The 26,251-nt window shown below is 69.3% G+C and carries 26 protein-coding genes and 2 pseudogenes; 4 read left to right on the forward strand and 24 right to left on the reverse strand.

Translation table 11 applies throughout. The features are described 5' to 3' along the window. Window positions 1-21 precede the first annotated feature (21 nt). Window positions 22-1,068, forward strand: coding sequence for a zinc-binding dehydrogenase (locus ACFZDK_RS15975; protein WP_390972914.1), 1,047 nt, complete (start codon window positions 22-24; stop codon window positions 1,066-1,068). 560 nt (window positions 1,069-1,628) lie between these two features. On the opposite strand, the gene ACFZDK_RS15980 is transcribed toward ACFZDK_RS15975, so the two are convergent. The 13 genes and pseudogenes from ACFZDK_RS15980 to ACFZDK_RS16040 form a co-directional block, all read right to left on the reverse strand. Continuing rightward, window positions 1,629-3,818, reverse strand: coding sequence for a SpoIIE family protein phosphatase (locus ACFZDK_RS15980; RefSeq protein WP_390972916.1), 2,190 nt, complete (start codon window positions 3,816-3,818; stop codon window positions 1,629-1,631). Window positions 3,819-4,053: 235 nt separating this feature from the next. Then, window positions 4,054-4,692: a TetR family transcriptional regulator gene (locus ACFZDK_RS15985; RefSeq protein WP_390972918.1), complete on the reverse strand. Its 639-nt coding sequence runs from the start codon at window positions 4,690-4,692 to the stop codon at window positions 4,054-4,056. Between the two features lie 101 nt (window positions 4,693-4,793). Beyond that, a complete protein-coding gene (locus ACFZDK_RS15990; protein ID WP_390972919.1) occupies window positions 4,794-5,882 on the reverse strand; it encodes a catalase family protein in 1,089 nt (362 codons plus the stop codon). Between the two features lie 27 nt (window positions 5,883-5,909). Then, entirely contained in the window at window positions 5,910-7,250 is a 1,341-nt protein-coding gene (locus tag ACFZDK_RS15995) for a Dyp-type peroxidase (protein ID WP_390972921.1), read from the reverse strand. 13 nt (window positions 7,251-7,263) lie between these two features. Next, entirely contained in the window at window positions 7,264-7,872 is a 609-nt protein-coding gene (locus ACFZDK_RS16000; protein WP_390972922.1) for a hypothetical protein, read from the reverse strand. 370 nt (window positions 7,873-8,242) lie between these two features. Beyond that, window positions 8,243-8,608, reverse strand: coding sequence for a hypothetical protein (locus tag ACFZDK_RS16005; RefSeq protein WP_390972924.1), 366 nt, complete (start codon window positions 8,606-8,608; stop codon window positions 8,243-8,245). Window positions 8,609-8,851: 243 nt separating this feature from the next. Further along, complete coding sequence (locus ACFZDK_RS16010; protein WP_390972926.1) at window positions 8,852-9,766, reverse strand: alpha/beta fold hydrolase; 915 nt, start codon at window positions 9,764-9,766, stop codon at window positions 8,852-8,854. A gap of 21 nt (window positions 9,767-9,787) precedes the next feature. After that, window positions 9,788-10,816: a 4-hydroxy-2-oxovalerate aldolase gene (gene dmpG / locus ACFZDK_RS16015; RefSeq protein WP_390972928.1), complete on the reverse strand. Its 1,029-nt coding sequence runs from the start codon at window positions 10,814-10,816 to the stop codon at window positions 9,788-9,790. Beyond that, entirely contained in the window at window positions 10,813-11,787 is a 975-nt protein-coding gene (locus tag ACFZDK_RS16020; RefSeq protein ID WP_390972930.1) for an acetaldehyde dehydrogenase (acetylating), read from the reverse strand. Before ACFZDK_RS16020 ends, dmpG begins: the two co-directional genes overlap by 4 nt. Beyond that, window positions 11,784-12,581 (reverse strand): fumarylacetoacetate hydrolase family protein, encoded by a 798-nt coding sequence (locus ACFZDK_RS16025; protein ID WP_390972932.1) that lies wholly within the window; start codon window positions 12,579-12,581, stop codon window positions 11,784-11,786. Before ACFZDK_RS16025 ends, ACFZDK_RS16020 begins: the two co-directional genes overlap by 4 nt. A 5-nt stretch (window positions 12,582-12,586) precedes the next feature. Then, window positions 12,587-13,525, reverse strand: coding sequence for a 3-carboxyethylcatechol 2,3-dioxygenase (locus tag ACFZDK_RS16030; protein ID WP_390972934.1), 939 nt, complete (start codon window positions 13,523-13,525; stop codon window positions 12,587-12,589). Window positions 13,526-13,537: 12 nt separating this feature from the next. Continuing rightward, window positions 13,538-14,521 carry a zinc-binding dehydrogenase gene (locus ACFZDK_RS16035; protein ID WP_390972935.1) on the reverse strand — a complete coding sequence of 328 codons (984 nt, stop codon included), beginning with the start codon at window positions 14,519-14,521 and terminating at the stop codon, window positions 13,538-13,540. A gap of 134 nt (window positions 14,522-14,655) precedes the next feature. Beyond that, window positions 14,656-15,181 (reverse strand): annotated as a pseudogene (locus ACFZDK_RS16040) (transposase); the annotation flags it as partial. A 223-nt stretch (window positions 15,182-15,404) separates the two neighbouring features. On the opposite strand from ACFZDK_RS16040, the gene ACFZDK_RS16045 reads away from it, so the two are divergent. Both ACFZDK_RS16045 and ACFZDK_RS16050 read left to right on the forward strand, forming a co-directional pair. Continuing rightward, window positions 15,405-17,492, forward strand: a complete 2,088-nt coding sequence (locus tag ACFZDK_RS16045; RefSeq protein WP_390972936.1) for an AAA family ATPase — start codon at window positions 15,405-15,407, stop codon at window positions 17,490-17,492. Between the two features lie 69 nt (window positions 17,493-17,561). Beyond that, window positions 17,562-17,852 carry a DUF4193 domain-containing protein gene (locus ACFZDK_RS16050; protein ID WP_123979965.1) on the forward strand — a complete coding sequence of 97 codons (291 nt, stop codon included), beginning with the start codon at window positions 17,562-17,564 and terminating at the stop codon, window positions 17,850-17,852. Window positions 17,853-18,067: 215 nt separating this feature from the next. On the opposite strand, the gene ACFZDK_RS16055 is transcribed toward ACFZDK_RS16050, so the two are convergent. Both ACFZDK_RS16055 and ACFZDK_RS16060 read right to left on the reverse strand, forming a co-directional pair. Then, a complete protein-coding gene (locus tag ACFZDK_RS16055) occupies window positions 18,068-18,553 on the reverse strand; it encodes a transposase (protein ID WP_390972938.1) in 486 nt (161 codons plus the stop codon). Continuing rightward, window positions 18,477-18,803 carry a transposase gene (locus tag ACFZDK_RS16060; RefSeq protein ID WP_390973413.1) on the reverse strand — a complete coding sequence of 109 codons (327 nt, stop codon included), beginning with the start codon at window positions 18,801-18,803 and terminating at the stop codon, window positions 18,477-18,479. Before ACFZDK_RS16060 ends, ACFZDK_RS16055 begins: the two co-directional genes overlap by 77 nt. 136 nt (window positions 18,804-18,939) lie before the next feature. Between ACFZDK_RS16060 and ACFZDK_RS16065 the strand changes: the two genes are divergently transcribed. Further along, window positions 18,940-19,377 (forward strand): ester cyclase, encoded by a 438-nt coding sequence (locus ACFZDK_RS16065; RefSeq protein ID WP_390972940.1) that lies wholly within the window; start codon window positions 18,940-18,942, stop codon window positions 19,375-19,377. Window positions 19,378-19,591: 214 nt separating this feature from the next. Here ACFZDK_RS16065 and ACFZDK_RS16070 read toward each other — a convergent pair whose 3' ends face one another. The 9 genes and pseudogenes from ACFZDK_RS16070 to ACFZDK_RS16110 form a co-directional block, all read right to left on the reverse strand. Further along, the gene (locus ACFZDK_RS16070) at window positions 19,592-20,125 is read right to left on the reverse strand and encodes a hypothetical protein (protein ID WP_390972941.1); all 534 of its coding nucleotides are present in this window, start codon (window positions 20,123-20,125) and stop codon (window positions 19,592-19,594) included. Window positions 20,126-21,202: 1,077 nt separating this feature from the next. After that, window positions 21,203-21,652 carry a transposase gene (locus ACFZDK_RS16075; protein WP_390972943.1) on the reverse strand — a complete coding sequence of 150 codons (450 nt, stop codon included), beginning with the start codon at window positions 21,650-21,652 and terminating at the stop codon, window positions 21,203-21,205. A 37-nt stretch (window positions 21,653-21,689) separates the two neighbouring features. Then, window positions 21,690-22,364: a 3-oxoacid CoA-transferase subunit B gene (locus ACFZDK_RS16080; protein ID WP_390972945.1), complete on the reverse strand. Its 675-nt coding sequence runs from the start codon at window positions 22,362-22,364 to the stop codon at window positions 21,690-21,692. Beyond that, entirely contained in the window at window positions 22,361-23,116 is a 756-nt protein-coding gene (locus ACFZDK_RS16085) for a 3-oxoacid CoA-transferase subunit A (protein WP_390972947.1), read from the reverse strand. The genes ACFZDK_RS16080 and ACFZDK_RS16085 overlap by 4 nt, the downstream gene beginning before the upstream one ends. An 11-nt stretch (window positions 23,117-23,127) precedes the next feature. Next, window positions 23,128-23,283, reverse strand: coding sequence for an SDR family oxidoreductase (locus ACFZDK_RS16090; RefSeq protein ID WP_390972948.1), 156 nt, complete (start codon window positions 23,281-23,283; stop codon window positions 23,128-23,130). Between the two features lie 66 nt (window positions 23,284-23,349). Then, window positions 23,350-23,484 carry a hypothetical protein gene (locus ACFZDK_RS16095; protein WP_390972950.1) on the reverse strand — a complete coding sequence of 45 codons (135 nt, stop codon included), beginning with the start codon at window positions 23,482-23,484 and terminating at the stop codon, window positions 23,350-23,352. Beyond that, window positions 23,481-24,231, reverse strand: a pseudogene (locus tag ACFZDK_RS16100) (SDR family NAD(P)-dependent oxidoreductase). The gene ACFZDK_RS16095 and the pseudogene ACFZDK_RS16100 overlap by 4 nt, the downstream one beginning before the upstream one ends. Next, on the reverse strand, window positions 24,228-25,199 hold the full coding sequence (locus tag ACFZDK_RS16105; RefSeq protein WP_390972952.1) for a fumarylacetoacetate hydrolase family protein: 972 nt from the start codon (window positions 25,197-25,199) through the stop codon (window positions 24,228-24,230). The pseudogene ACFZDK_RS16100 and the gene ACFZDK_RS16105 overlap by 4 nt, the downstream one beginning before the upstream one ends. Window positions 25,200-25,302: 103 nt before the next feature. Next, window positions 25,303-26,241, reverse strand: a complete 939-nt coding sequence (locus ACFZDK_RS16110) for a VOC family protein (RefSeq protein WP_390972954.1) — start codon at window positions 26,239-26,241, stop codon at window positions 25,303-25,305. Window positions 26,242-26,251 lie beyond the last annotated feature (10 nt).

Genomic DNA, 26,251 nt, shown 5'->3' on the forward strand with positions numbered 1-26,251 from the left:
CTACCAAGAAGGCAGACACCGATGGACACCATGCTGGCCGGACGGCTCAACCTGAAGACGAAGAAGTTCTCCCTGGAAGAGATCCCGATCCCCGAGCCCGGCCCGGGTGAGGTGCTCGTCGAGGTGAAAGCGGCGGGCGTGTGCCTGTCCGACCTGCACCTGATCGACGGGAGCATCGCCCCACTGCACGCGGGCACTGACGTACTCACCCTCGGCCACGAGAACGCCGGGGTCATCCACACTCTCGGCCCCGGCCTCACCCGGAACCTGGCCGTCGGTACCCGTGTCGCCCTCCAAGCTGGACAACCGTGTGGCATGTGTGAGGGCTGCGGTCGGCGAGGAACATGCAGCCAGTTCCGCGGTCGTGGGGTGGACTACGACGGAGGCTGGGCGCAGTACACGATCGCACGCGAGGACACCGTCGTGCCCATCCCGGACGACCTGCCCTTCGACCAGGCGGCGATCATCCCCGACGCGGTCTCCACCTCGTATGCCGCGCTGACGGACACTGTGTCGGTACGGCCCGCGCAGGCAGTCGGCATCTGGGGCGTGGGCGGGGTCGGCGCGCACGCGGTACGGCTCGCGCGGATGATGGGTGCCTCCCCGATCATCGCCGTGGACCCGCTGCCCAGCGCCCGTGAGCGTGCCCTCGCCTTCGGCGCCGACCTCGCGCTCGACTCCGCCGACGAGGACTTCGCGGCGGCGATGCTGCGTGCGACCGGAGGCCGCGGCCTCGACTACGCGTTCGACTTCGCCGGTGTGCCCGCCGTTCGGGAACAGGCGTCACCCATGCTCGGTGATCATGGTTCCCTTGTTCTGGTGGGCATCACGACCGCACCGCTGACGCTCTCTGAGCGGCTCACCTTCAATGCCCTCAACAAGCGGGTGTTGGGCCATTACGGCTCGTCGTTCGATCACGTCTACCAGTTGATTCGGCTAGCCTCCAGCGGCCGACTGGACCTGGCGCCCTCCATCACCGATCACATCCCGCTGGCCGAGGCCGACAAGGCTGTCCACCGGCTGACACACAAGATCGGGGATCCGATCCGCCTCATCCTGGCCCCCTGAGCACTGCCTCCAAGGCCGGAGTCCAGATCGGCGACCGGCAGAAGGCTGCCGTGCCCCTACACCGCCAGGGGTGGCACGGCGACTGGAACCACACGCTATGACCCGAGGCATACGCTACCTGCACGTCTTCCTGTGCGGCCCCGCCGCCATAGTTGAAGAACTCAGCCGTGACCTCCACCGCCAGGGCATTCCCCGGGAGCGCATGCACGCCGAGCACTTCTCCTTTCCGCTGATACTCGGGCGGCGGTCCGCTGCTGATGGTCACTGGCCGCGAGCGGTTTCGGCTCCGGCGCAGGCGAGACGTTCCGCCCGTGGCTGCTCTGCCTTGCGGCCGCCTTCCATGCTGAGCACGGCGATCCCCTCATTGAGCGACTCTGAGAACACCAAGATCAGCCGATGCTTCACCATCGGCTTCCCGTAATGGACCCGCCGACTCGACCCGTGTTCCGGTCGTCTCGGAACGCTTCCAGCAGCCCTGGGCGCCTCCACCGTGTCCTGTGGCGGTCCCCTACGGCGCCCGGCGGGGATTCGCGGGCTTCCTCGGTGAGAGCCTCGCGGACTCACTGCGGTGCACGGGCGACACCCCCTCTCGCAGCGGCGGGCAGGGCCTGCTCGGCCCAGATGACCTTGCCTTCGCGGCCATGCCGCGTGCCCCAGCGTTCAGCCAGCTGAGCGACCAGCAGCAGACCGCGGCCGCCCTCGTCGTAGACACGGGCCCGGCGCAGATGCGGGGCCGTGCTGCTCCCGTCGGCGACTTCGCACATCAGTGTCGACTGGTAGATCATCCGCAGCTGAACCGGATCCTTTCCATAACGGATCGCGTTCGTGACCAGTTCGCTGACCATGAGCTTTGTGGCGAAGTCCAGCTCCTCCAGGCCCCATGCGGCCAACGAGTCCGACGCACGCTCACGGGCGGTGGCCACCACCGCCGGATCGGAGGGCAGATCCCACGTGGCGACGTGGCCGGCATCCAGCGTCCGGGTGCGGGCCACCAGGAGGGCGACGTCGTCGGCCGGGCTGGTGGGGAGCAGCGCGGACAGCAGCGCGTCGCAGGTCTCCTCCAACGAGGCCGGCGCCCGGGCGAGGACGTCCGCCAGCAGCGCCAGCCCGGCGTCCACGTCACGGATGAGGCTTTCGATGAGGCCGTCCGTGTACAGGACCAGCAGACTGCCTTCCGTCACTTCGAACTGGGCCGTCTCGAAAGGTAGCCCGCCCAGCCCCAGAGGCGGGCCGATCGGCAGCTCCGGGAAGACGACTGCACGTGCGGCCGCACCGGTGCCGACCGTCGCGGGAGAGACCAGGGCCGGCAGCGGGTGCCCGGCGCTGGCCACTGAGCACAGGCGGGAGACCGGGTCATAGACCGCGTACAGGCAGGTGGCGCTCATCTCGTCCGAACCCCGCGTCTCCTCGCGCTGGAGCCGGATCACCACGTCGTCCAGATGGGTCAGCAGTTCATCGGGCATGAGATCGATGTCCGCGAGGGTGCGCACGGCCGTCCGTAGCCGGCCCATGGTGGCGCAGGCGTGCAGGCCCCGGCCGACCACGTCGCCGACGACGAGTGCGACACGGGCTCCGGAGAGCGGGATCACGTCGTACCAGTCGCCTCCCACGCCGGACTCGGCGGGCAGGTAACGGGAGGCCGTCCCGACCGCGCACTGTTCCGCCACCGGCTCCGGCAGCAGACTGCGCTGGAGGGTGAGGGCGGTGTCACGCTCGCGGGTGTAGCGCTTGGCGTTGTCGAGGTGGATCGCGGCTCGCGAGGCGATCTCCTGGGCCAGGAGCAGTTCCTCCTCGTCGAAGGCGGCGGTGGTGCGGTGCCGGAAGAACTGCACCAGGCCCAGTGGCCCACCGTGGGCCCACAGCGGCACCAGCAGCATCGAATGGACGCCGAAGGCACGCAGGGCCTCCCGTTGGACCGCGGACTGTGCCATCCACTGCGGGACCTGTGCGGCGGTGATGCCGTACCGGATGGGCTGCCCGGTGGCCAGCACGCGGCCGGGCTCCGACCCCTCGGGGAAGGTGTGGGCCTGCCCCAACGGGAACGCGGAGTCCGGGCAGTCGTCCAGGGCGGACCGCTGGGCGATCCGGCGCAGCACCAGCCGGCCGGTGGCCGGTCGTGGGGCCCTGCCCGGGAGCAGGGCGTCGAGCAGGTCGACGGTGACCAGGTCGGCGAGGTATTCGGTGCCCACATCCGCCAGTTCCTGCGCAGTTCGGGTGATGTCGAGTGTGGCCCCGACCCGTCGGCTCGCCTCGTTGACCACCACCAGCCGACGCTGCAGCCAGCGGTCGCGCTCCTCCTGGTACGCCACCACGGCCTCTTCCGCGACGCGGTCCATGTACGTGAAACTCTGTACGTTCAAAGTGATCACCGCTTCGCCGGCCAGGCCATCGTCCGCGGCCAGCCGGGAGACCTCCTCGCAGACGATGCGGTGGAGGCTCGCATGGCCCAGCCTGAACGCGCGCAGGAAATCGTTGAGCGGCACTCCGTGCCGCGCGAGCACGCGAGCGGCCTCGATATCGGCGGGCGGGACCGCTAGCGAGGCCGCGTCGAGGCTGTACTCGTTGATGTCCAGCGCGGCGGTGACATGCTGGGAGACGGCTGCCGACGCCACGACGGCGGTGTCCTCGTGCTCCCACACCCAGGGAACGTCGGGCGATATCTCCCGAAGCACGGCGTCCGTCAGCTCGTCCGTGCGGGGCCTGAGCCCTCGGGCAAGATCACGCAGGAAGATGTCGACGTCGATCCCCACATGAGCAATGTACGGCGAGAGGCACCTGGACGCAGAGCCGAGTGTCAGGGGGCGACGAGTGCCGCACTGCCGAGAGGCTGTGGCGCTCTCACACCATGGGCCGGCGAACCTCCAGGGACACCGGGATGCCAGCTCCAGGCGCACCTGATGGACGGATGCTCACCGTGCGCGTGTCACCCACCCGCCTGGCGGCCGGCCAGGCCGACAGCCCGGACTCTCGGGTGCGTGTCGCGGCTCAGCAAGCAGGGACATCCTGTGCGGCGGCCACCTCGTCGACGACGATCTGCGCCCGCTTCTCCGGCACACCGGCCGCGATGAGCGTGGTGACGGCCACCCGGGTGCCGTCGTCCTCCAGCGCCCCGGTGTTGACCTCCTCCAGCAGGGCGACCGTCATCGCCTCAAGACCGGCGCTCAGCACCGGGGCCTGCAGCTGGGAGTGGAAGATCCCGTCCCGTTGTCCCTGCTCCAGGATGGCCGTGGACCTGATCCGGGCGGGCTCCAGGATCCCGGCGACACGGTCCATGCCGAGGTCCCGTCGGGCCAGCGCCAGGAGCATCCGGTACCGGTCGCCCACGGGCCAGAGCGCCAACGTGAAGTGGGCGAGCGCCCGGTCGGCCGGTTCCGTCACCCCCGCGCCGACCGCGACGGCGGACTGAAGGGCCTCGGCGGCCTCCTCGGCCAGCGCGTCCAGGAGCGCTGCCCTGCCGGGGAAGTGCCCGAACAGCGTGCGCCGTACGACACCGGAGGCGCGGGCGAGTTCCTCCAGGGTGATGTCGGGGTTCCGGCCGAGCTCCTGGCGGGCGGTGGCCAGGATGCGTGCCCGGTTGGACCGGGCGTTGCGTCGCTGGGGCACACGGCCGACGGGCTGGGACACGAAAGGAACCTCGAAGAAGCCAGGGCGAAGAATGGACTTCCCCATTCTGGCACGGGAGTCCCGACCGGCCCCGGACGCATCCGGGGTCGGCCGGGTCCGGGTCAGGTGGGCAGCTCCTTGATGTCGGACGGCTCCTGCGGCTCGATGCCGTTGAAGCGGTGCCGGAAGTCGCTGGAGGCGGGGTACGCGGCGCGGCGGGAGCGCATGATCGAGCCCAGCGGGCGGTGGGCCTCCAGGGCGTGCCAGGGGCTGAAGGAAAGGACGTCGTCGGCGTAGCGGCGGCGGGCGTCGCTGTAGGCGTCCTGGGCGGGCAGATGCAGCACGGCCACGGTCCGGTGCGGTGACAGTTCCTCGGGCCACAGGACCGAGGCGTCCTCCACCGGCATCCGGTCGATGTCCGTGCACAGCTGGGCGCGGATGTCGTACTCGGCGCTGTTGTCCGCGAAGAAGTCGATGACGAGGTCGCGCAGGGCCGACTCGCCGGCCTTCTTGTCGACGTGGCTGCCGGTGAGGGCCCTGACGTTCGCCGAGCGGGGCGCGGCGGACATCTTCGCCACGTGGTCGCCGTAGCGCAGCGCGGCCATGGAGTGGAAGGTCTCGCCGAGGATGTGGTCGTTGGCGGCGGCCAGGGTTTCGACGGCGGGCGGCAGCGGACGTCCGACGCGCGTGAGGGCCTTGGCGGCCACTCGGGCGGCCGCGCCGGTGAGCTGGAGCTGCTGGTCGCTCTGGCCGGGCTGTTTCTCCAGGATGCCCTGGAGTTTGGCGTATTCGGCGATGTTGCCGAAGGGCAGGGTGGGGTGGTTGACGAGGAGGAAGTCCTGGGTGGTGAAGCCGTCGTCGAGGGCACGGGGCCCGGGGGCGCCGATCACCTTCATCGCGAGGCCGCGCTGGACGGGCACCTGGTCGGAGCGCAGGTCCCCGGGGGCGGAGGAGAAGCGGACGATCACCGGGTAGATGGCCGGTGCGGCGAAGAGGCCCTGGGCGAGGTGCGCCGGGAGGCCGGACTGGATGCGCAGCTCGCCGGCGAGGACGCCGTGGCTCTTGGCGTGAGCGTCGCGCAGGCCGTGACGGTGTTTGTCGGCGACCTGCTGGTTGGCCTTGCCCATGGCCGCGACGACCTGGCGGACGAGTTCGTCCTCGTCCGGAAAGGGCTGTTCGAGGTCGGGGCTGTAGCGGACGTACGAGGTCATGGGCAGTGCCTCCGCGCGAGGTGGGGTTCAGTTACTGCCGAGCCAGCGGATGGCGGACAGGCTCGGCATGAAGAAGTACTCGCCGCCGAGCAGGGTGTTGAAGGACTGGATGTTCTGCACCCGGCGCGGCGGGGTCCCGGGCACGGTGAAGTAGGCGCCCTTGTCCTGGAGCGAGATCATCGGGTCCTTCTCCTTGCCCAGGCCCATGAAGTTGCCGGAGCCGACCCATTCGCTCTGCAGGAACTCGACGTTGTCGATGGCGCGGGCGCCGAGGGCGATGAAGTCCAGGCCGCGCGGTGTGCCGTCGTCCCTGAGGCGGTCCGGGGGCAGCGGGGTGCCGTAGGAGGTGCCGCGCCGGATGATGCGGCGGATGTTGACGTCGGTGAGGACCGTCAGCTTGGTGTCACGCGGGTTCATCCGGCGGATGTGGGAGCCGAGCGGGGTGCGCAGTCCGCGCGGGTCGGCGGAGTAGTCGAAGTCGTTGATCCGGTTCGGGTCCTCGCCGATGGCGGGGGTGTCGCGTTCCGGGGTCAGGGCGAGAGGTGCGCCGCTGCGCCAGCGGCCGACCAACTTGGCTGCCAACAGCTCGCGTTCGGCCTCGGTGGCGGCGTTGTCGTGCAGCCACTTGTTGAAGGCGGCGACGTGGGAGTGGTACTTGCGGAAGACGACGTACGTGCCGTTGCGGCCCAGGACGTCCGGAGCCGGTACGGGCAGCGGCACACCGGTCTCGCTCGGGTAGCCGAGGACGAACTCACCGGCCTTGATGGGCCGTCCGTCGCCGGGCAGGGGTTCGGCGCCACTGCCCTCGACCACCGGCTGGCTGAAACCGTCCCGGTAGCCGAAGACGTTGAACCCGTCGGCCGCGAAGTCCTGGTGCGACAGCAGCCGTACGCCAGGGACCTCGCCCAGTTCCTTTTCGTAGGCGGCGACTTCGGCCCGCCAGTCGTCCTCGCTCGCGGCATACACCGTGACGGCGACATGCACGCGCGGGGTGCCGAAGGGGAACTCCCAGCGGTCCGGCGCGTTCACGCCGGTGTCCCGCAGCCGCTCGGCGCGGGCCGCCATCCCGGCGCGGAAGTTGGCCGGGAAGGAGGCCAGTGAGGTCTCCGGCAGCCCCAGTGCGACCAGACCCTGATAGCTGAGGGCGAGGGCCAGCCAGGACGGCTGCGGTTCGTCCCAGCGCGCCGCCGAGGTCACCCGCGGCGCCAGTCGGCGCAGCAGTTCCCTGCCCGCGGCCGGTTCGGTGATCTCCAGGATCGCGTGGGTGCCGAAGTAGGGCTCGGGCCGGGCCCGCAGCAGGGTCGCCTGGATGTCGTCGAGGTCCAGGGTGGGCGGGCGGCGCAGCCGCCGGAACAGCGGGGAAGGCATGGTGTGCCTGCCTTCAGTTCAGGTCCGACAGGAACCGCTGCACGGCGGCCTCCTGTCGCTTGAGCCGGTGGCCCTCCGCGACGGTGAGGCCCGGGTGGGCGACGAACCACGCCTCCGCCGGGATCTGGTACTTGACGATGAAGTCCTTCACGTCCGGCGAGGTGATGCCGGGCCAGCCCTCGACGTTGCTGAAGAGGTAGTCCATCATCTCGGGGATCTTGGTGGCGAAGTCGTCGATGTAGGGGTCCCACTCGCCGTCGAAGGCGGTCGCGAACAGCAGCTTCGTGTCGTTCTCGAGGAACACGAACCGCATGTTGTGCAGGGTGCCGACCTGACCGGCGCCCGCCAGGTTCCCCCCGATCAGCCGGAAGAACTTCCGCAGGTGCGCCGCGCCGTTCGGCTTCAGCGGCAGGATCGTCGTCAGCTCGGACACCTCACCGCTCTTGGCGCCGATCCGGCCGGCGGTGGTGACCGCGTGTTCGGCCATCTCCGCCTTGTCGACGAGGATCTCGGCGGCCTTGACCTTGAGAGCGATCTTCGCGTCCAACAGGGCGGTCTCGACCTTCTCGCGGACCGCATCGGGGAACTGCTGGAACTTGGCGTGCAGGTCAGTCTCGCTCATGGCGCCTCTCCTTGGGCGTGGGCGGTAATACTTCACGTATCGCCATAAATAGGCCACCACGGAGTGGCGGGCAAGCGGGACGAGACCCACTTTCTGACTATCTCCGCATGACTGATTACATCATCAGTTTGCTGTCTCGGCTTGTCAATGCACTCCTCGCAAGCAGTCGCATGACGCGGGTCTCCAACCGCCCGTTGCCGTGGGACCGGTCGTAGAACTTCGCCGTCGCCTTGTCCCAGGGCAGTGTCTTGAGCTGCGCATAAGGGATCGGCTGGTTCTTCTTGACGGGGAAGGCATAGTGCGCGTCCTTCTGCTCGACGAGGAAGTGGGCGTGTGCGCGCTGGGTGCTGGGTGTGCAGGGCGTCGGCGGTCACCTCACGCCGGTCAGGTTGTAGGGCTCTAACGGGGCCGCGAAGCAGGTGATTTCGTTGGTCTTGTCCGGCACTCGCAGCTGGGTGACGGCCGTCATGGCACAGGTCACAGCGGCCGGCAGATGTGCGGCCGGGCTGTCGCCGCTGCACGAGCCGCGGGTGCTCTTGCCGTCCACGGCCGGGGTGTCGGACCCGGCCGGGTCGGTGCCGAGCAGGTCGGCCAGGCCGCCGGGACAGGTGGTGTTGATGATCCGGCGGACGGTCGCCGGGCTCGGCGCAACGCGGACGGCGAACACGCTGGTGGTGCGGGCACCGAGCCGGGCGAGAGCCTCCTGCGGAGCGTTCTTGGCCCACTGGCCGATCACGGCGAACGAGGGGCCCGACCAGTACGGCCGAGCACGCGATCAGCAGCACGCTCACGAACGGGTGACGCTTCCCGCGCCGGTGCCGCGGATCAGCCAGTGTGGCCAGCCGCTGCGGCAGTCCCGACAGTGCGCGGTGCTGACGCGAGGGCGACTTGATCAGGCAGATCGCACCGAGTGCGTACGACACCGGCGCCGGCGAGGGAGCGGTCCCCGCCGACGCGCCGGTGAGGGTGCGCCGCACCGTCACCGAGCGGCTGGAGCCCCGAGAGTCCGCTTGAGGAAGGCGATCTGGTCGGGAACCACCTGGTCGAAGCCCTCTCCGACGTAGGGGTCCCAATGGCCGCCGCGGTAGGCGAGCAGCTCGCCGTGCGGAGCCGCGGCCGCGAGAGCGGCAGCGGGGCCCGGCGGCGTGAGGTCGTCGTGGTCCATCACCTGGACCAGCAGGGGGCAGGTGAGCCGGGGGGCGGCCGCGACGGCGCGGAAGAAGGGCAGCGACAGGATCACGCGCGCGCTGACCTCGTTGTCGTAGGGCACTTCCGCCGGAAGGAGGCGCAGCATTCCCTCGTAGGCGTCCGGAGTGGCCAGCACGGCGCCCTGCTCACCGCGGCGGCCCACGGCCTTCACGGTGTACGGCTCACGGCCGAGGCGAGCCCCGAGGGCGTCCCGGACGCCCGCCACGCCCAGGCCCAGCACATGGGTCGCCGACCTCTTCACCATGTGCACCAGCGCGGCCCGGCCGTCGGCGAGGGGCGCCTGCGACACCACTGCGGCGATGCTCGGGTCCTGTGCGGCGACCAGCACCACGGTGCCGCCGGACATGGAGCTGCCCCACACGGCGACACGCCTGGAGTCGACCTCAGGACGGGACCTCGCCGCGGAGACGGCGGCGTGATAGTCGGCGACCAGCCGCTTGATCTCGAGCAGGTTGCGCGGACGCCCGCTGGATGCGCCGAAGGACCGGTAGTCGAAGACCAGGGCGCCGAGCCCCTCGGCGGCGAACCGCTCGGCGTAGGCTGCGAGCCGCATCTCCTTGATGCCGCCGAAACCGTGCGCCAGGACGACGCAGGGGGCGGGTCCGTCGACGCCTTCGGGGGCGTACCACCAGGCGTCCAGTTCGTCTCCGTCGATCGGGATCCGTATGGGCAGACGTTCACCCATGGGCTTCCTCCTTACTGTGTGTCAGTTCACGGGCCCGGTAGCCCGGTTGGACATCAAGTCGAGTGCGATGTCCACGATCATGTCCTCCTGGCCTCCGACCAGGCCGCGCCGGCCGACTTCCAGCAGGAGGGTGCGGGCGTCGACGCCGTAGCGCTCGGCGGCGATCTCCGCGTGGCGCAGGAAGGAGGAGTAGACACCGCCGTAGCCGAGGGTGAGCGTCTCGCGGTCGACCTGTACGGGGCGGTCGCGCAGGGGGCGGACCAGGTCGTCGGCGGCGTCCTGGAGGTCGAACAGGTCGCAGCCGTGCTTCCAGCCCTGGATGTTCGCCACGGCGATGAACGCCTCGATGGGGCAGTTTCCGGCACCCGCTCCTTGTCCGGCCAGGGAGGCGTCGACGCGGGTGACGCCCTCCTCGACGGCGACGACACTGTTGGCGACCGACAGGGAGAGGTTCTCGTGCGCGTGGATGCCGATCTGAGTGCTCTCGTCGAGTACGTCGCGGTAGGCGCGGACCCGTTCGCGTACGCCGTCCAGGGTGAGGCGGCCGCCGGAGTCGGTGACGTAGACGCACTGGGCGCCGTAGGACTCCATGAGCTTTGCCTGCGCGGCGAGTTGGGGCGCCTCGGCCATGTGGCTCATCATCAGGAAGCCCGAGACGTCCATGCCCAGCTCGCGCGCCTTGGCGATGTGCTGGGCCGAGATGTCGGCCTCGGTGCAGTGGGTGGCGATGCGCACCGAGCGGACGCCGAGGGCGTAGGCGCGCTCCAGTTCGGCGATGGTGCCGATGCCGGGCAGGAGGAGGGTGGTGAGGACGGCGTTGTCGATCGCGTCCGCCGCGGCCTCGATCCATTCCCAGTCGGTGTGGCTGCCGGGGCCGTAGTTGAGGGAGCCGCCGGCGAGGCCGTCGCCGTGGGCGACCTCGATGGCGTCGACGCCGGCTGCGTCGAGGGCGGCCGCGATGCGGCCCACGTCGGCAGGATCGATGCGGTGCCGGATGGCGTGCATGCCGTCCCGCAGGGTCACGTCCTGGATGTAGAGCTGGTGAGTCATCGGCTGGCCTCCGCGGTGACGGTGGTGCTGTGCCGGGCGATCGACTCGGCGGTGCGCAGGGCGGCCGAGGTCATGATGTCGAGGTTTCCGGCGTAGGCGGGCAGGTAGTGGGCGGCGCCCTCGACTTCGAGGAACACCGAGACACGGGTGGTCACCGGGCCCGCGCCCTCGGGGAGCAGAGTGTGCACGGGCTCGCCTTCCGCGATCGGGGTGAACTGCACCTCCTGCTTGAGGCGGTAGCCCGGCACGTACTGGGCGACCCGCTCGGCCATCTCCTTGACGGAGGCTCGGATGGCGTCGTGGTCCGCGTCCCCGATGAGGCAGAAGACGGTGTCTCGCATGATCAGCGGGGGTTCGGCAGGGTTGAGGACGATGACCGCCTTGCCGCGGGCCGCGCCGCCGACGTTCTCGATGGCGTGGGAGGTGGTCTCGGTGAACTCGTCGATGTTGGCGCGCGTGCCCGGCCCCGCCGACTTGGAGGCGATGGAGGCGACGATCTCCGCATAGTGGACGTCGGTCACCGCGGAGATGGCCGCGACCATGGGGATGGTGGCCTGGCCGCCGCAGGTGACCATGTTGAGGTTGTCCGCGCCGGCCGCCAGGTGCTCGTCGAGGTTGACGGGCGGGACGACGAACGGGCCGATGGCGGCGGGGGTGAGGTCGATGAGCCGCTTTCCGAAGGGCGCGAGCCGGTGGGCGTTGGCCAGGTGGGCCTTGGCCGAGGTCGCGTCGAAGACGATCTCGATGTCGTCGAAGTGCTCCATGGCGATCAGGCCCTCGACGCCCTCGTGGGTCGTCGGGACCTTCAGCCGGGCGGCGCGGGCGAGGCCGTCGGACTCCGGGTCGATGCCCACCATGGCGGCCACTTCGAGGGTGTCCGACAGGCGGAGGATCTTGATCATCAGGTCGGTGCCGATGTTGCCCGACCCGATGATGGCGACCTTGGTCTTTGACGTCTTGGGGGAAGTCATGCGTCCCTCTTCTCGGAGAATGCGGCGGTGACCTCGCCGAGCGAGCTGATCTCGGCGCGGATCCGGGTGCCGGGCGGGGCCGGGACCATCGGGCCCAGCGCGCCGGAGAGGACGACCTGTCCGGCCCGCAACGGGTCACCCAGGTCACGGGCCGTCCGGGCGAGCCAGGCCAGCGCGTTCAGGGGGTCGCCGAGGCAGGCGGCGCCGTTGCCCTCGGAGACGAGGACGTCGTCGGCGTACAGCCGCATCACGGTCTCGCGAGGCTCGAACTCGTCCAGCGTGAGGCGGCGTTCCGCCAGCACGAACAGTCCGCTGGAGGCGTTGTCGGCGACCGTGTCGGTGAGGGAAATGTCCCAGTCGGCGATACGGCTGTCGACGATCTCCAGCGCGGCCACGGCGTGGTCGACCGCAGCGCGCACCTGCGCCGGGTCCAGGTCGCCGTCGGCCAGGTCCTCCTTGAGGACGAAGGCGATCTCCGCCTCGGCCTTGGGCTGCAGCAGCCTGCCGGAGGGGACCTCGGCCTCGGATGAGACGTCCATGTCGGCGAAGAGCACCCCGAAGTCAGGCTGGTCGACGCCGAGTTGGCGCTGGACGGCCGGGGAGGTCAGGCCGATCTTGCGGCCGACGACGACCGCACCGCTGTCCACTCTGCTGCGGGTGAGTTCCTGCTGTACGGCGTACGCGGCGTCGACGTCCTGGGTACCGAGCAGATCGCGTACCGGGGCCACGGGCCGTCCCTCGGCGAAGGCGGCGGCGAGCCGGGCGGCCGCCAGCTCGACGGGTGTGACTGCCATGCCGGTCACCGCCCTTCCGCCGTGGTCACAGCGAATCCGGCGATCCAGGCGGGGATGGCCTCGTAGAAGCGGGACGTCATCTCGTACTTGCCGGTGGCCGCGAGGGAGGCGTACGCCGCGATCCAGGTGCGGACCTCGTGGGCGGAGCCGCCGCCCTGTGCGGCCATGTCATCGACGGTCCAGGAGTCGAACTCCGCGAGGTCGCCGCGCTCCAGGTGGTCGAGGAGGAGGTTGTCCCAGGCCGGGTTGATCGGGATCATCTTCGTCGACCCGGCGGCGTAGTCGCGGCCGGCCTGGACGACCCGCTCCTCGCCCTTCGCACGCTGCTCCGGTGTGGGCGGGTTGCCCTCGATGAGCGCGTCGGCGACCCGGGGCGGTGCGCCCTCCAGCACCGGCACCGGCGGGTCGTGGGACAGACCACCGGAGGCGACGAACAGCACCCGCTTGTCCAGGTCGGCCGCGGCCTGACCGACCGCGGTGCCAAGTGCGCGGATACGGCTGACCGGGCCGAGCGGGGTCGCCACGCCGTTGACGAAGACGGGCACCACCGGCACGCGGTCGATACCGCCGAAGAGCACCTCCAGGGGCTGCGCGAAGCCGTGGTCCACGGTCATCCGGGCCGAGACGGTGAGGTCGATGCCGCGGTCGAGCACCCCCTTGGCCAGCGTCCTGGCGGCGTCGGTGTCGACCGACAGCGGCCCGCCCTGGGAACCGAAGTCGCCCACCGCGTGGGCCTCGGTGGCGAGGCAGAACGGGGGCATCTCCTTGTAGAAGAAGCCGTTGTAGTGGTCGGGCGCGTAGAGGACGACGAGCTCCGGGTCGAAGCGGCGGACGAAGGCCCTGGCGCTCTCGACGGCCTCGTCGACGCGGGCCAGAACCTCGGGCTCGGGGTCGTTCCTGCCGATCAGGGGCGAGTGCGAGAGCCCGACGACAGCTGCGGTCATGGGAGAGGGTCCTTAACTCTGGGGGGCCGACGGGTGGATGACGAGCTTCCCGGTCAGACCGCCGTCGATCATGAGCTGGAAGCCCTTGTGGATGTCCGTGAGGGGCAGGGTGCGGTCGATCACGGGGCGGACTCCGGTGGCCTCCATCAGCCGGAGCAGCGCGACGAGCTCGCCCCGGGTGCAGCCGGTGGAGCCGAGGACACGTCCCTGGAGGTAGAAGATGCGGGCCAGGTCCGCGGGCGGGTTGGCGCCGCTCGTCGCTCCCGCGATCACGACTGTGCCGCCGCGCCGCAGCGACTTCAGCGAATGGGACCAGGTCGCCTCGCCGACCGTCTCGATCACAACGTCCACCCGCTCGGGCAGCCGCTCACCGGGGGCCAGCGCGGCGCGCGCCCCCCAGGTGAGGGCCTCGGCACGCTTGGCCTCGCTGCGGCTGGTGGCGTAGACGACGGCCCCGGCGGCCACCGCGAGCCGGATGGCGGCGGAGGCGACTCCACCGCCCGCGCCCTGGACGAGCACCCGGTCGCCGGCGGTGATCCGGGCCTGGGTGAAGAGCATGCGGTAGGCGGTGCCCCAGGCCACCGGCAGGCAGGCCGCCTCGTCGAAGGACAGCCACGCGGGCTTCGGCACCAGGTTGCGGGTGGGCACGGTCAGGTACTCGGCGAAGGCCCCGTCGTGCTGCTCGGACAGCAGCGCACGGTTCGGGTCGAGCGTCTCGTCTCCCCCGCCCGCGTCCGGGTCGCCGAGCACCGGATGCACGATGACCTCGTTGCCGTCCTCGTCGTATCCGGCCGCGTCGCAGCCGAGCACGATGGGAAGGCGCTCCGGGGGATGGCCCACGCCACGCAGCGTCCACAGGTCGTGCATGTTCAGGGAAGAGGCCACGACCCGTACCCGGGACCAGCCGGGCTTCGGGTGAGGTACCGGTACGTCGCGCAGCACCAGCCCGGACAGCGGGTCGGCGGCGCTCTGGGAGATGGCGGTTGCTGCAAGCACGCAGCCACGGTCACCCGCACCCGGAGGCAGGACCTAGCCCGTGTGCCACGGTGCAGCACACGTCCGGGCTCCTGCCGGATGGCGGCCCGTGCCCGGCCCCCTGCACTCCCCTCGGGCGCCTGGCACGCCGACCAGCGCGCGGCGTGGCCGCTCGGCATCCCACGACGACTCGGCCACTCATTGGGATGCGCGGGAAAAGATCGCTTGGCCGAGACGCCGACGAGGAGGGGCAGTCCCTTCGCGTCCGACAGGACGTGCATCTCGGAACCCGGCTTGCCGCGGTCCACTGGGCTCGGACCTGTGTGTTCGCCCCCTTTTGGCCCTCATGTAGGCGGTGTCGAGGACGACGCGGGTGACATCGATGAGGCCGGCGTCATCGAACCGGTGCAGCGCGGCCTCGTGGAGGCGGCCCCAGACACCGGCCCGCGACCAGAACAGGAAGTGGCGGTGAGCCGTCGATGTCGATATGCCGAAACAGGGCGGCAACTGGCGCCAGGCGCAGCCGCTGACCAGGACGTAGATGACGGCCGCGAACAGCGTCTCATCAGGCGTGTCCTGCGTTCCGGCGCCCTGCGGCCTCACTTTCCACGACGGGATCAGCGGCTTCGCGATCTCCCACAGCCCGTCCGGAACAATCCAACTCCGCGTACCCCGCCCCATGCCCGGAACAACGACGCCTCACCACGTAGAACACGGTCTAAATAAAGGTGCGATGCAGACATAATCACTCTTGACAAAATCACGTACGCGTGAGCACTGAGACGGATACCAAATCGGCTCAGCATTACCTCTGGCGACGGTGACTAATTTCTCGAAGAAGTCAAAATTTACTTTCCCTGAGCTCTCGTCGATAGTGGGCACCCGAATCGAGAGGAGCTCTCCGTTGTCGCTATCCAACGACTCCGCTGCGCGTCAGGTCGAGTGGGAACAGGAACGAGTTTCCACGCTGTACGAGCTGCTCACAGAGCGGATCTCCGAGGCACGGACACGCCTGGCGGAAGTACTCAGGACGCCGGCCGAGAGTGCGAGCGAGACATACGAGCGCGGGATCACCGCCGACCGCCTGACACAGGAGATCGGACGGCTCGAAGGGGCCGAAAACGGACTGGCCTTCGGCCGCATCGACTGGGCGGACGGCACCACACTGCAGATAGGCCGGATCGGCCTGCAGACAGAGGACGACGACCTGCCCCTGCTCGTCGACTGGCGTGCGAACGCGGCGCGGCCCTTCTATGAGGCCACGCCGGTTCACCCGATGAACCTGCGGCGACGCCGGCACCTGCGCCTGGACGGGCGCGCGGTGGTCTCGGTGAGCGACGAGATGCTGGACGGCTCCGCCCCGACCACCGAGGACGTCGTGGGCGACGGCCCGTTGACCGAGGCCCTTTCGGCACGGCGTACGGGCCGAATGCACGCGGCCGTCGCAACGTTGCAGACCGAGCAGGACAAGATCGTCCGCTCCGCGCACCGCGGCGTGACGGTAGTGCAGGGCGGGCCCGGGACGGGCAAGACGGTGGTCGCGCTGCACCGGGCGGCGTATGTCCTGTACGCGTTCCCGCGCGCCGCGAAGGAAGGCGTCCTGGTGGTCGGGCCCAACGCGCGGTTCCTCGACTACATCTCCCAGGTCCTGCCCTCGCTCGGCGAGAACGACGTCGTGCTGGCGACATGCCAGGAACTGGCCGGAGTGGTCCCCACCGCGGTGGAGTCGTTCGACACCGCGCGCCTCAAGGGCAGTTCCGCTCTCGCTGACGCACTTGCCGACCTGCTGCGCACCAGTCAAAGTACGCACGGCGACCTCACCTTGCGGGTCGGGCAGGACGTGGTTCACCTTACGGAAGCCACAGTCCGAACCGCACGCGACGCCGCCGTGGCGACCGGGCTGGGACACAATCCAGCGCGCCAGGTGTTCAAGGAGCTTCTGGTCGACGCCCTCACCGAGACGCTGGAACGCAATACGGGTGACCTCTTGGAGCAGATCGACAACGAGGTGGCCCAGCTGACGGGCCGGAACCTCGACCGATTCACGGCGGCGGACCTGCGCCACCCCAGCCCACACGATGCAGCCGCCTCGGGATCGGCCGCCCTTTTCGACGCGGACGCCGTCCGGGCCGACCTCCTCGACGACCCCCACATCGACCAGGCCGTGGAAGCACTGTGGCCGCACTTGACACCCGGTGGCCTCGTGCGGGCTCTCCTGACAGACCTCGACACTCTCGCCGAGTACCTTCCCCGGCTGACACCGGACGAGCGGTCGCGTCTGCTGCGTGCCCCGGACGCGCCGTGGACCGAAGCCGATATAGCGCTGCTGGACGAGGCGGCTAGCTTGGTCGACGGCCCGCCGGAGCGCGTGTACGGGCACGTTGTCGTCGACGAGGCACAGGAATTGACCGCCATGCAGTGGCGGATGATCGTCCGCCGCTGCCCGGCAAAAGCCATGACGCTGGTGGGCGACTTCGCCCAGGCGGGCCCGGTCACGACGGCGCATGACTGGAAGGAGGCGTTGAGTCCGCATGTCGGCCCGCGGTTCCAGCTGCACAGTCTGACGATCAGTTACCGCACCACGCAGGAGATTCTCGCGAGTACCCGAGACCTGCTCGCCCGGATCGCTCCGGATCAGGAACCGACACGGTCACTGCGCACTGGCGAGACTCCCCGCACCGTGACCACACCTGTTGAGAAGCTGGTCGCCACCGTCGTCCAGGAACTTCGCACCCAGAGCTCCGCGTACCCGGGCGAGCTCCTCGGGGTCATTTGCGCAGAGGCGAGGGTGGGCGACCTGACAGCCTCTGACATCGCACAGCACGCACGCATCGTTCCAGCATCCGAAGCGCGCGGGCTGGAGTTCGACGGAGTCGTCGTCATCAGCCCCGAAGAGATCACCACGGCGCGCCCCGGCGGGGAGAGGGACCTGTACGTAGCCCTGACCCGGGCGACCAAGCGGCTCTGCACGATCACCGTCCAGCCCGCCTGACACACTCCGTCCGCTTCCCACCGCTCAGACATACGCGAGCACGGCAAACGCCACGACAGAGAAGGCAAGATGGCGAAGGACTTCGACACCCCACGCAACGACGGCATCATCGACAACCTTGAGGAACTCAACACCCGGAGCACCAGCAAATCCGTTCTTGCCATCGACATGGACGAGTCCGAGGCCGCCGAGGGCCTCGAACTGCCCGGTGCCGATCTTTCGGGCGAGGAGCTGACAATCCAGGTGCTTCCGCAGCTGGACAACGAATTCGTCTGTACGGTCTGCTTCCTCGTGCGCCACCGCAGCCAACTGGCCGATGCGAGCAGCGGCCCTCCCGTCTGCCGCGACTGCGACGTCTGACCGTGCGCGCGTGATGTCGTCCTTGGGAGCTCAGTCGCGGCGAGGTAGCTGTCGATGGGGTCGGACCGGTATTGGATCTTCTGAAGTCTGCGACACAGAACCGGCGCTGCCGCTTGGTCCACGTGTCCTTCACCTAGCACGCGGACCCACGTCAGACCGCGCGTGGTCGAGTGCAAGTTGCCACCAGTTCCCGGTGTGAGACCTTCAGGATTCGGCTAATACTCCAGCAGCAGCGGTTCGCCATCTGGCCTGCTGAGACTGCGCCGGGCCAGCGCCCAGCGGTGATGGGTGGGCCGCTCACCGTCGAAGTCCTCGATCACCGGGAGCTGGACGGCCGCCCAGTCATAGACGCGCGGGCCCTTGGCGCCGTCGCCGCACGAACGTTGCTCCCATGCCTCATCCGGCGCCTGGCGGAAAAGATGGTCGATCCGGCCGTAGCACGGTACCGGCTGGGACTCCGGGACGGCGAGCACGTAGCCGACTGCGGCTTCTTCCAGCATCCGGCGAAAGCGCCACTCCTGGCCGTAGGCGGCATCTGCGGTCACCCAGGCGTTCGGCAGCGGGGAGGCGCGTGCGCGCAGCACGATGGCCCTGGCCAGCTCTGGTTTGGTGGCGAAGCCCCTCTCATCGGGAATCTTGGCGGCGCGGCAGCGTTCGCGGTCGTCCGTCCAGGACTTGGGCAGATACAACTCCCGGTCCACCAGGGCGCGTCCGTGGGTGGTGGCGTAGGCGGCGAAGACGCCGATCTGACTGGGGGTACTCCCACTGGGGGATTTCGGTGCGGCCGGCGGTGCCGGAGTACTGACGCTGTACGCCTGCGGAGGTGGTGCCCTTCTTGATGAAGCCGGTGTCGTCGAGGATGAGGACCCCGTCGGCCTCGCCGAGCCTGTCGGCGACGAAGGCCTGCAGGTCGTCGCGGACGTCGTCGGCGTTCCAGGTGGCTGCGTTCAGATCTCATCGACGAAATCAATGCGAGCCTATTGACACGAACCATTTCCCGCTGCGCCCGAGCGCTCCTACGCTCACTGTCAACCGCGAGCAACGGCGCCGCGTGCGGCGTCGTCACAGCAATCGTGAGGAGAAGCTTGTGACTTCAGTGGATGCAGTCGCGAAGGCGGACGTCGCAAAGGAATACTTTGCCGCATTCAATCGGCGGGATTTCGAAACACTGACGAACATATTCGCCCCGGATATTTTCTTTGAGCATGAAAGCCCGATCCAGGGGCGCGACAAGATCATTTCGGTGTTGCAAGGGTTCTGCACCGCCTTCCCTGATCTCACATTCTCCGTTACCGACCAGATCAGCCGCGAGGACGAGGTAGTGTGCTTCCTGCGTTCGTCAGGAACCTGGCGGGGTGAGTTCGCCGGGGTTTCGCCGACCGGCAGGCACTTCACGGCTTGTACCGTCGACCGTATTCGATTCTCCGGTGCGTCCATTGCGAGCATTTCGACGGTGTGCGAGGTCCTGGGCGGCTTCAGCATGATGCACCAGTTGGGGATCGCTGCGCAGCAGTCGGAGGTGTAAGCGACCGCCTCGGTGCAACGGCGGGTGTTCGGCGGCACGAAGCACGGCGCGGCATTCGGCTACGCCGCGGCGCCCCTGAGCGAGCGCGACTCGCACTGCTCGACGCGGCGCAGGCTACCGGTAGTTCGCTAGATTCGGCGGTGGCGCGGGTTGACGGCGAGTCAGGTTGGCCGTAGTACTCCAGCCGTAGTTCGCGATCACGGCGAGTCGCTGCTCACGGCCCGTAGACGAGATCCGCGCCCCCACTGGCCTCAATCAGCCAGGACAGTGAACCGCTTCCGAAGGGCCAGCCAGTGGTGGCCACCTGCACCCAGCCGCCCGACTCGTCGGTTCCTGCGTGCCACCACCACCAGCTGCGATCGTCTCCCATTCCTTCCTCGGTCGGGTCGAAGTAGTACAGCCATCCCGAGAGCGTCCACGGCCCCTGATCGACGGCCGCTCTCTCCTCTGGCGTCATCGCCCGCCATTGACGCAGCCACGCCTCGACGTCGAAGGGCTCGCCATGCTCCGGTTCCGGGGTCTCGGGCGCGCACCGCTGGATGAACCAGGTCGGCAACAGTTGCGGCCAAAGCTCATCTGTCGGCCAGTCACCCATCTGGGAGACCACACATGTCAGTACCGCACGCGCGTTGTCGATGACCTGGGCTGGGTCCTCGGCAGTGAACCGGAGGCGCACGAGAAACGGCCGGGGCTCGTCGTCATCCTCAGCCCCAGGTCCAGATCGAAGGCGCCGCAGCTCGCCTGTCATGATTTCCACGGTGAGGAAGTTTGCACACAGGCACCGACCTCGCGACATCTCGATATCGCCACCGGTCAGGGGACGCGAACCTCTATGGCTGGACAGTTGGCTTGCCGTTCGTAGTGGCAGGCTCGGGCGCGGGCTTGGTGTCGGCGTCGCCAGTCTGACCAGCGCAAGCGGTCACAACTCATGATGATCAACGGTGGCCGCAGCCATCTCTGCACCAGCCCCGACCAGCAAGATCACGATCTACGGCTGGAGTACTAACTCGTCGGTTTTCCGTCTCCGGCGATGAGGATCGGTGCAACTCAGCAGCAGTGCGAAAGACGCTACCGTGCGCAACAGGTGTGGCGCGAGCACCCGATCAGGTCAGGAACTCACCGTCTCGTAAATGCCCGCATCCCGGACCGCCGGCGAAAGCCCCCTCGGTCCGGGTCTGCGGTGGCCGCCAGCTCGTGGAGCCGGCCGATGTCCTCCAGCGGATGGACGCCCTCCACGACCGGTCGACACACGGTTGCGGGCCGCGCTCGATGGGGCGGAACGTGAGCTTATGCCCGGGTCACGGTGTCGGACGTGTTGACCGTGGCGCCGGCCGCAGCGTCGGAGTCTTCGCTGAAGGGGCGGTTGCGGGATCGATGGTGCCGCACCGGACCGAGGGCATGCCGGCGTCCGTGCTGGCCGTGGACTACCAGCGCAATGCGGAACTGCTGGAGTCGGACGTCGGGCGGAAGGTATTCGCTTGTCAGCAGCTGGCTGCGGTGCTGAGGCTGCAGGTGGTGCCGGCGAAGGTCGAAGGGTGCGGTCGAAGGCGAAACGGCTGGCGGCGCGGGGTTGGATCCGGCAGGTGCGGCCGGGAGTGTTCACCGCGCTGACGCAGAGCGGCTGAACCCTGCCGAATGTCGACCGACGAGGCGGCCGCTCATGAGCATGGTCGGTGCGTCGGACGATCTCCAGAATGAGATGGAGGTTCTCGGCCACCCAGTCGACCAGCCGTCCCGCCGCCGTCCGCCCACATCAGGCGGATCTAGAAGTACCCGGCGTGCAGTTCCTCGACCAGTTCGACAGCGGCATCGTGGTCCTGGACAGTCACCGCGGTCGCCGCGACGGCCAGGACCCCGCACGGACTGCGAGTCCATGATCGCGGCCAGCGGGTCCACGGCGCGGCCTTCCTTCTCCCTCACGCAGCCGGTCATGGAACTCGCCGAGCAGACCGGTCGCCTGCCAGCGTCGGGTGAAGGCGTGCACTCGCCGGTACGGCGGGAAGCCCGCAGGTAAACTGGCCCACTTGACGCCGTTGTCGACCACGTAGCACATCGCATCCAACATCACACGGTGGCAATAACTTTCTGGTCTGCCGCCCCGCCCCTGCAACCATGCCGAAACCGGTAGCAACGGCCGGACGACCTGCCACTCCGCGTCCGTCAGATCCGAGCCAGCGACCTGCCTGCAGGCCCGGCTCGCCGAGGCAGTCTGCCGGTCCTGTCCCGACCGCACGCGGTGCACGTTCTCCGCGCCCGACCCCGTTCGGCAGCTCACGAGATCGCGGGAACGACCCGCTGTCGAGGGGCACGTTTCAGCAGGCAGCGGTGACGGAGTCGGTCCGCAGGGGCGCGGCCGACTTCGCGGTGATCTCGTCGAGGGTGATGCCGGGTGCGGTCTCGACGACGGCGAGGCCGTCGGGTGTGACGTCGAGGACGCCGAGGTCGGTGATGACGCGGTGGACGCACCGTTGGCCGGTGAGCGGCAGGGTGCACTCGGTGAGGATCTTCGGGCTGCCGTCCTTGGCGGTGTGCTCCATCAGGACGATGACCCTGCGGGCGCCGTGGACCAGGTCCATCGCCCCGCCCATGCCCTTGACCATCTTTCCGGGGATCATCCAGTTGGCCAGGTCACCGCGTTCCGACACCTGCATGGCCCCCAGCACCGCGGTGTCGATGTGACCGCCGCGGATCATGCCGAAGGACATGGCCGAGTCGAAGAAGGAGGCCCCAGGCAAGACGGTGACCGTCTCCTTGCCCGCGTTGATGAGATCCGGGTCGACCTCGTCCGGGGTCGGATAGCGGCCGGTGCCCAGTATGCCGTTCTCGGAGTGCAGCACCACGTGCACGCCGGGCGGGAGGTGGCCGGGGATGAGGGTGGGCAGGCCGATGCCGAGGTTGACGTAGGAACCATCGGTGAGTTCGGCGGCTGCGCGGGCGGCCATCTGGTCGCGGGTCCAGCCGCGGGGTGTGTCCGTTGTCGGGCTCATGCTCGTACCGTCCTCTTCTCGATCTGCTTGTCGGCGGCCTGAGCGGGGGTGAGCTCCACGATCCGCTGGACGAAGACGCCGGGGAGGTGGACGGCGTCGGGGCTCAGCTCGCCCGGTTCCACGAGCTCTTCGACCTCGGCGATCGTGATCCGCCCGGCCATCGCCGCGAGCGGGTTGAAGTTGGCCGCGGCGCGGCGGAAGACGAGGTTGCCGTGCCGGTCCCCCCGCCAGGCCCGGACGAGGGCGAAGTCGGTGGTGATGGCGTGCTCCAGGATGTGCGGTCGGCCGTGGAAATCGCGGGTCTCCTTGGGCGGGGAGGCCACGGCGACCGAGCCGTCCGTCGCGTACCTCCACGGCAGACCGCCGTGCGCGACCTGGGTGCCCACACCGGCCGGGGTGTAGAACGCGGGGATGCCCGCGCCGCCGGCGCGCAGCCGTTCGGCCAGTGTGCCCTGCGGCACCAGCTCCACCTCCAGTTCGCCCGACAGGTACTGGCGGGCGAACTCCTTGTTCTCGCCCACGTAACTGCCCGTCACGCGGGCGATCCGGCCGGCGGCGAGCAGCACGCCCAGCCCGCGGCCGTCCACGCCGCAGTTGTTCGACACGACCTGCAGGCCGGTGGCGCCCTGTTCGTGCAGGGCCCGGATCACCACTTCGGGGATGCCGCTGAGGCCGAAGCCGCCGACGGCCAGTGAAGCGCCGTCGGGAATGTCGGCGACCGCCTCGGCGGCGTTCGCGCTGACCTTGTTCACTGATCGACCTTTCAACCGGGGAGTACGGATGACCAGCCGCCGTCGACGACGAGGTTGGCGCCGGTGATGTACGAGGCCTCGTCGGAGGCGAGGAAGACGGCGGAGCCCACGACCTCGCCGGGGAGGCCGACGCGGCCGAGGGGGATGTGGCGGGCGATGGTGTGCATGGGGGTGATCGGTGGAGACCAGGGAGTCAGGACCGTGCCGCCCGCCTCCCCCACGAGCCGCTGGGTCTACAGCGCCGCCTCGTGCAGCAGATCTCCGCCGACGACGATCGCGCCCTCGGCGGCGAAGCGCAACGCCGCCGCCGGGCCCTGGCCACGGGCGGTGCCCGAGATCAGGGCCACCTCGCCTTCGAGGCGTCTCATGACGCCTCCGGGCGCAACGCGTCGGCGATGGACTTCACGCCGCCGTGCGCGGTGAGTCCGCCGTCGACCGGGATCTCGGCGCCGGTGATGAAGGAGGACTCGTCGGACAGGAGGAAGACCACAAGCAGGGCGACCTCGTCCACTGTGCCGGTGCGGCCGAGCGGGGTCTCGCGGATGTTCGCCTCGCGGAAGGCTGGGACGACGGAGGCGGTCATCTCGGTCTCGATGAAGCCGGGGTGGATCGTGTTGACGCGGATGCCGCGCGGGCCGAGCTCCGTGGCGGCGGACTTCGACAGGCCGCGCAGTGCCCATTTGCTGGTCGTGTAGGCGACCGGGTATTGGCCGCTGAGCGCGGCGGTGGAGCCGACGTTGGATGGACGAGCCGTGCGGCATCAGCGGCGTCAGGTGCTGGATGGCAAGGAGGGGGCCGGTGACGTTGACGGCGTGGTCGCGGGCGAAGTCGTCGGGGGTCACTTCGTCGAGGCGGGCGCGCCAGGTGATGCCCGCGTTGTTGACCAGACCGTGCACCCGGCCACACGACTCCCTCAGTTCCGCGGCCAGCTCCGCCCAGCGCTCCTCGTCGGTGACGTCGAGGTGGCGGCAGCCAGCGGCCTCGGTCACGTAGGTGGCGATGACGCGGGCGCCCTCGCGGGTCAGGGCCTCGGCCTCGGCGGCGCCCTGGCCGTGCGCGGCGCCGGTGACGACGACGACCTTGCCGAGGAGTCTCTTGGGGTGCAGGTCGTTCACGGCCGTTCTCGGGTGCGGCGGCGGGCGGTCGGCAGGAGCTGCGGATCTCTGCCCGCTACCACGGTGTTGGAGACGGTGCCGATGCCCTCCACGGTGAGCGTGACGGTGTCGCCCGGCTTCAGCGGGGGCGGGGACTGCTCGCTCCGGACGCCCCACAGCTCGGCGAGGCAGCCGCCGTTTCCGCAGGTGCCGGAGCCGAGCACGTCGCCGGGGCGGACGACGGTGCCGCGGGATGCGTAGGCGACCATCTCCTCGAAGGTCCAGCTCATGTTGGACAGCAGGTCCTTGCCGACGACCTCGCCGTTCACGGAGGCGGTCAGCGCCAGGCGCAGAAAGCCGTCCGTGTCGCGGTACGGCTCCAGTTCGTCGGCGGTGACCAGGTACGGGCCGAGGGTGGTGGCCGTGTCCTTGCCCTTGCAGGGGCCGAGGCGGACCTGCATCTCGCGGGACTGCAGGTCGCGGGCCGACCAGTCGTTGAAGACCGTGTAGCCGATGATGTGGTCCCGTGCCTGCTGCGGCGTCAGGTCCTGCCCCTCCCGGCCGATGACGGCGGCGACCTCCAGCTCGAAGTCGAGGACCTCGCTGCCCGGCGGCACCGGGACGTCGTCGTGGGCGCCGATGACGGCGTACGGGTTGGTGAAGTAGAACGTCGGGGCGTCGTACCAGGCTTCGGGCACCCCGCCGACGCCGTCCATGGTCCGCGCTACCCCTTCGACGTGTTCCTCGAAGGTGACGAAGTCCCGCACGGTGGGCGGCTGAAGCGGTGGCAGCAGCCGGACCTCGGACACGTGAGGGCCCGGCGGGACGTCGAGCGTGGCGGTGCCGGCGCGCAGGAGTGCGTCGAGTCCGTCGCCGCGGCTGATCAGCTCCGTGAGCGAGCGCGCCCCGGGAACCGGGTGGAGGGTGCCGTCCTCCTCCACGACGGCGATCCTGCGCTGGTGTCGGTGTTCATAGGTGGCGAAACGCATGCACGGCTCCAGGCTCTGGCGGTCTTCGACAGCGGTGGGAAGCAGGGACGCGGCCAGGGCGCCAGGGCGGTGACAGGGCCATCGCGTCCCCGGGTTCGAGACGTCAGACCGGCGGGGCGACGAAGCAGCCACGGTCGACGTCGTTGAACGAGTCCTTGGCGATCAGCTCGTTCATCGGGTTCGCCGTGCCCCACTGGTCGGCGACCCCGGGCTGGGAGAAGTCATAGACGTGGGGGTGCCAGGTGTCCTCGTCCAGCAGCTCCAGTTCCGTCGTGTATTCGACGGTGTTGCCGTGCGGGTCGAGGAAGTAGGTGAAGGTGTTGTCGCCCGCCGTGTGCCGGCCGGGACCCCAGAGCTTCTTGAAGCCGGCGCGGAGCACGCGGCCGGAGCCGCGCATGTACTCGTCGATGCCGCGCATCTCGAAGGAGACGTGGTGCAGGGCGGTGTGCGGCCCTTGGGCGATGGCCATGGAGTGGTGCTGGTTGCTGATGCGCATGAAGTGCATCGCCTCGCCCATCTTCGGATGCATCAGCGTGTCGGAGAGCCGGAATCCGAGGTGACGCTCGTACCACTCCCGAGTGCGGTTCAGATCCGGTGAGTTGAGGACGACGTGCGACAGCTTGACCGGGATCGACTCCTTCTCCTCGATCTTGCGGTGCTGCCGGACGTTGACGTCCGCGGAGACCTCGATGGTGCGTCCGTCGACGTCGAAGAAGCGGAAGCCGTACCCGCCTCCGGGGGTGTCGACCTTGCCCGGCTGGGAGATCAACTGCACTCCTCCGGCGAGGAGTTGCTCGGCGAGGGTGTCCACGTCCGCCGCGCTCGCGGCGCCGTACGAGACGAGGTCGAGGCGCTTCTCCTCGGCCTTGCGCAGCCGCACCACGTACTGTTCGGGGCTGCCTTCGGCGGCGAGAAAGGAGATCCCGGAGTCCTCCTCGACCTTGATCAGGCCCCAGACGCCGGCGTAGAAGTCGAGTTGCTTGTCGTAGTCGGGCACGGCGAGGTCGACGTGCCGCAGATGGGTGAGCAGGCGTGCGCTCATGATGGGTTTT

Source organism: Streptomyces sp. NPDC007901 (assembly GCF_042959465.1).
GTDB lineage: Bacteria > Actinomycetota > Actinomycetes > Streptomycetales > Streptomycetaceae > Streptomyces.

What these genes read in the sequence shown, in the direction of transcription:
- ACFZDK_RS16110 (WP_390972954.1), bottom strand. Translation starts at nt 26,241, where the DNA reads ATGAGCGCACGCCTGCTCACCCATCTGCGGCACGTCGACCTCGCCGTG.
- ACFZDK_RS16070 (WP_390972941.1), bottom strand. Translation starts at nt 20,125, where the DNA reads ATGACAGGCGAGCTGCGGCGCCTTCGATCTGGACCTGGGGCTGAGGAT.
- ACFZDK_RS16080 (WP_390972945.1), bottom strand. Translation starts at nt 22,364, where the DNA reads ATGAGCCCGACAACGGACACACCCCGCGGCTGGACCCGCGACCAGATG.
- ACFZDK_RS16025 (WP_390972932.1), bottom strand. Translation starts at nt 12,581, where the DNA reads ATGGCAGTCACACCCGTCGAGCTGGCGGCCGCCCGGCTCGCCGCCGCC.
- ACFZDK_RS16095 (WP_390972950.1), bottom strand. Translation starts at nt 23,484, where the DNA reads ATGAGACGCCTCGAAGGCGAGGTGGCCCTGATCTCGGGCACCGCCCGT.
- ACFZDK_RS16090 (WP_390972948.1), bottom strand. Translation starts at nt 23,283, where the DNA reads ATGCACACCATCGCCCGCCACATCCCCCTCGGCCGCGTCGGCCTCCCC.
- dmpG (WP_390972928.1), bottom strand. Translation starts at nt 10,816, where the DNA reads ATGACTCACCAGCTCTACATCCAGGACGTGACCCTGCGGGACGGCATG.
- ACFZDK_RS16105 (WP_390972952.1), bottom strand. Translation starts at nt 25,199, where the DNA reads ATGCGTTTCGCCACCTATGAACACCGACACCAGCGCAGGATCGCCGTC.
- ACFZDK_RS15975 (WP_390972914.1), top strand. Translation starts at nt 22, where the DNA reads ATGGACACCATGCTGGCCGGACGGCTCAACCTGAAGACGAAGAAGTTC.
- ACFZDK_RS15995 (WP_390972921.1), bottom strand. Translation starts at nt 7,250, where the DNA reads ATGCCTTCCCCGCTGTTCCGGCGGCTGCGCCGCCCGCCCACCCTGGAC.
- ACFZDK_RS16010 (WP_390972926.1), bottom strand. Translation starts at nt 9,766, where the DNA reads ATGGGTGAACGTCTGCCCATACGGATCCCGATCGACGGAGACGAACTG.
- ACFZDK_RS16050 (WP_123979965.1), top strand. Translation starts at nt 17,562, where the DNA reads ATGGCGAAGGACTTCGACACCCCACGCAACGACGGCATCATCGACAAC.
- ACFZDK_RS16020 (WP_390972930.1), bottom strand. Translation starts at nt 11,787, where the DNA reads ATGACTTCCCCCAAGACGTCAAAGACCAAGGTCGCCATCATCGGGTCG.
- ACFZDK_RS16000 (WP_390972922.1), bottom strand. Translation starts at nt 7,872, where the DNA reads ATGAGCGAGACTGACCTGCACGCCAAGTTCCAGCAGTTCCCCGATGCG.
- ACFZDK_RS15990 (WP_390972919.1), bottom strand. Translation starts at nt 5,882, where the DNA reads ATGACCTCGTACGTCCGCTACAGCCCCGACCTCGAACAGCCCTTTCCG.
- ACFZDK_RS16030 (WP_390972934.1), bottom strand. Translation starts at nt 13,525, where the DNA reads ATGACCGCAGCTGTCGTCGGGCTCTCGCACTCGCCCCTGATCGGCAGG.